Origin of the sequence: Mesorhizobium sp. M2A.F.Ca.ET.037.01.1.1, from assembly GCF_003998075.1 — a bacterium.
GTDB lineage: Bacteria > Pseudomonadota > Alphaproteobacteria > Rhizobiales > Rhizobiaceae > Mesorhizobium.
The window spans coordinates 1-3794 of record NZ_RZSA01000675.1; the positions used below are offsets into that span (position 1 = coordinate 1).

Sequence of the window (3794 nt, forward strand, 5' to 3'; positions counted from 1 at the left end):
CGGTTGTCCTCGATCATCAGCTCGACCTTGGGCTCGTTGGCGCCCGCAGCCTTGTTCAGCCTGTCGGCCATGCAGTGCGCGCCTTCCGCCTCGCTATAGGGCGCGTAGGCGCCGGTCATGGCGACCGCAAGGCCGATCTTGAGATCCGCCGCGCCCGCATGCCCTGCCTGCAGCAGCCCAGCGGTCAGCACCGCTGCTCCCAGCAAAATCTTTTCCATTCTACCCCTCCTTCCTCTCATTGTGGTTGTTCTTCCGGCCCTCAGGCCGTCTCCGACTGCCCGACATAGACCTCGATGACGCGCGGATCGCGCCACACATCTTCCGTCTCGCCCGAGGCGATCACCTGTCCCTGGTCCATCACGCACAGCCGGTCGCAGAGCCGGTTGATGAAGCGCAGATCGTGATCGATGACGATGGTCGCGCAGCCGATATCGCGGCGAATGGCCTCGATCGCCATCGCCAGCGTCTCCGACTCGGCCTCGTTGAGGCCGGCGGCCGGCTCATCGAGCAGAAGGAGCGACGGCCCCAGCGCCAGTGCGCGGGCGATCTCGAGCCGGCGCTGGCTGCCATAGGGCAGCGTGCCGGCCGGACTGTCGGCGAAACTTGCCAGCTCATATTGCTGCAGCAGCTGATCGACGCCGATCTGCTTGGCGGCATCGGGGCGTACGGCGCGGCAGGTGATACGCGCGACCTCGACGTTCTGGCGAACGGTCAGATCCTTGAACAGCCTGATGGTCTGGAAGGTGCGGCCTACCCCTGCCCGCGCGCAATGCTCCGGGCCGCGGCCAGTGATCTCCTCGCCCGCCAGGCGCACGCTGCCGCTGTCCGGCTTGAGCACGCCGGAGATGGCGTTGACGAGCGTCGACTTGCCTGCGCCGTTCGGACCGATGAGGCCGAGGATCTCGCCGGCCTCGCAGGTCAGCGAGGCGTTGCGCAACGCCTGCACGCCGCCGAATGTCTTGCTGACTGCCTCAACCGACAGCATCGGTCATTTCTCCCATTCCGGCCGCTGGCTGTTCTCCTGTCGGCCGGTCAAAAGGATGCTAGTCTCCCGACTTTTCCAGAACAAGTATTTTTTTCCATTTTAGAAAAATTCTTGAGTGGAAGGGCCGGGACCGTCGGTCAGGCGCCTGTTCCCGGCGGCAGCCCGTCGCGCGGCACCGTATTCGACATCAGCATGATGACGGGCTCGTCGCCAAGCGCGACATAAGCGTGCTGCATCTCGCCGTCGAACAGGATGCTGTCGCCTGGCTGCAGCACCGTCGGGTCGTAATGGAGCGTGTGCAGCTGCAGGCTGCCGCTCAGCACATGGATGAACTCCTCACCCGAATGGCTGCGCCAGCCGCCGTTTTCCTCAAAACTTCTGGCGCGCAGCGTGACGCGCCAGAAAATGTTGGTCTTATCGCGGAAATCGCTGCACAAGACCTCGAATTCCATGGCGTTGCCTTCATGCAGAATGCCGCTGCCGGCGCGCGTGATCGAGCGGCGCGCCTGCGGTCCGGGCTTCGGGCTGAACAGGAAGGAGGCCACCGGCACGTGCAGCACGCCGGCGATCATCAGCGCGATGTCGACGGTCAGCCTGGCCTTGCCGTTCTCCAGCTTCGAGAGCTGCGAAACGGAAAGGCCGGAGCGCTCGCTGAGGTCGCGCAAGGTGATGTTCTGCTGCTTGCGCGCGTCCCGGATCTTGCTGCCCACATTGCCTTGCATCGTCCACGCCCTTGGCCGTCGTTTCCAATTTGACAAGCTCTAGAGCAATTCCAGGAAAAGTGTGAGCGGTTTTCCGTCCGGAATTGCGTAAAAACAATGAGATAGAGCGGTTCGCCGTTTCCGTGAAACGGTGAAACGCTCTAGCGGCCCGCCATTTGAGCGTCCAGCCTTTAGACGGCTACGGCTGATTGCGGCCACAGGGACATCGCGACGGTGGCAAAGGCATTTTCAAGAAGGCGGCTGACGCGTTCGAACGTTTCCGGATCGGCAAGCAGGTCGTTGCGGACCTCGAGATAGAGGCAGGGCCGGCCCTGCTGCAGCCCATGCCAGTTCAGCGTGTAGCCCACGGCCTGGCGCCAATCATAGGGTTCGTTGTCACCAATCCTGAAGCTTGCTTCCGCGCCCTGTGCGCCCAGCGTTTTCAGCACTGAATTGACGAAGGGCGACTGTTCCCGCCACAGCACGCCGATATCGACATTGCGCTTCACCCCGCCCATCACCGGCGTGAAGGAGTGCACCGAGATCAGCGCGCGCCTGCCGGCGGCGACTTCGATGATCGCCCGTTCGACCGGCGCCCAGGCGACAAGCTTGCGCAGCCTTGCATCAGTGGCATCGACCGCCAGATTGCCCGGCACCGGGATGCCACCGAGGTCCGGCCGCATGAAATCCCACTCATCGGCGGGGCGGTTATAGTCGAGGAACAGCCGCGAATAGCGCGCGATCACGGCCGGCGCGCGCAACGTTCGCGAGAGCCGCCGCGTCAGCGCATCGACACCGATATCGACCGCGAAATGCGTGCCCAGATAGGGCTCCGCCAAGCCAAGGTCGCGCCACGGCGCCGGCACGACATTGCCGGCATGCTCGGCGATCAGGAGATAGGGGCTGGTCGCGTCCGGCAGCAACCGTTCCACGCCGGCCGCTGCAAGCGCCGCGACGGCCGCATCGCCCAGCTTTTCAAGGTCCCGCACGACCGGATGTCCTTGGCGCTCAGGCGATGACGGAGCGGACATGGTACGCCTTCGCCGCCGTCGCCTCGATCAGGCCGGCGCGTCCATTGGTGCGTCCGAGACCGGAATTCTTGATGCCGCCCCAGGGCAGATAGAGGTCCGCGTGGTCGCAGCGGTTGAGATAGACCGTGCCGGCCTCGACCTCGTCGAGCAAGGCCACGCCGCGCTCGACATCGCGCGTCCAGATAGAGGCGCTAAGGCCGTAGTCGCTGTCGTTCATCAGCCGGATCGCCTCGTCGTCGCCGCCGACCGCCTGGACGCAGGCCACCGGCCCGAACAGTTCGTCGCGCATGATCTGCATGCTGTGATCGACGCCGGTCAGCACCTCCGGCGCGACATAGGCGGTTCCGAGGCTTGCCGCCTTGAGGGCGCCATCCCGCGGCATCAGGCGCTTCGCCCCTGCTCGCACCGCGCTTTCGGTGAGGCCGCGGATGGTGTCGGCGGCAACCCCACGCACCACCGGGCCGACCATCGGCTTTTCGCCGATTGGATGGCCGATCGACCATTTCGCCGTCTCGGCGACCAGCGCCTCGACGAAACGGTCATGAATCAGGCGATCGACATAGATGCGCTCGACCGAGCAGCAGGACTGGCCGGCGTTGGAATAAGTACCTTCGGCGATCAGCGGAACAGCCGCTTCGAGGTCGGCGTCGGAGCGCACATAGGTCGGATCCTTGCCGCCGAGTTCCAGATGCACCTGGGTGAAGGTGCCGGCCGCTGCCGCATGCACGCGCCGGCCGCCATTGACCGAGCCGATGAAATTGACGGCATTGAAGACGCCGGAAGCGATCAGCCGCTCGGCGTCCGGATGGTCAAGATGCAGGCTCTGGAACACGCCTTCTGGTCCGCCGGCCGCGCGGAAAGCCTCCTCGGCAAGCTCCGCGATCAACGGCGTCTGCGGCGAATGCTTGAAGATCACCACATTGCCTGCCGCAAGAGGCGACGTGACCAGGTAGCCGAGCATGGCGGTCGGATAGTTCCAGGCGCAGATCGACAGATGCAGACCGCCGGCCATCGGCTTGGCGTAGCGGCGGATGTTCTCATCCGAGGGATACGGCATGTCGGCCAAGGGCTCCGGGG

4 protein-coding genes and 1 pseudogene are annotated in these 3794 nt (G+C 64.8%); all 5 read right to left on the bottom strand.

All coding sequences use genetic code 11. From position 1 onward, the window contains the following. A pseudogene (locus EOA27_RS26695) lies at positions 1-218 on the bottom strand (ABC transporter substrate-binding protein); the annotation flags it as partial. A 41-nt stretch (positions 219-259) separates the two neighbouring features. Beyond that, positions 260-985 (bottom strand): ABC transporter ATP-binding protein, encoded by a 726-nt coding sequence (locus EOA27_RS26700; RefSeq protein WP_126082011.1) that lies wholly within the window; start codon positions 983-985, stop codon positions 260-262. Between the two features lie 137 nt (positions 986-1122). Continuing rightward, positions 1123-1707, bottom strand: coding sequence for an XRE family transcriptional regulator (locus EOA27_RS26705; protein ID WP_126082010.1), 585 nt, complete (start codon positions 1705-1707; stop codon positions 1123-1125). Positions 1708-1877: 170 nt separating this feature from the next. Beyond that, on the bottom strand, positions 1878-2675 hold the full coding sequence (locus EOA27_RS26710; RefSeq protein WP_189343100.1) for an N-formylglutamate amidohydrolase: 798 nt from the start codon (positions 2673-2675) through the stop codon (positions 1878-1880). Between the two features lie 19 nt (positions 2676-2694). Further along, the coding region (locus EOA27_RS26715) for an aldehyde dehydrogenase family protein (protein WP_127257660.1) at positions 2695-3794 on the bottom strand (1100 nt) is incomplete at its 5' end.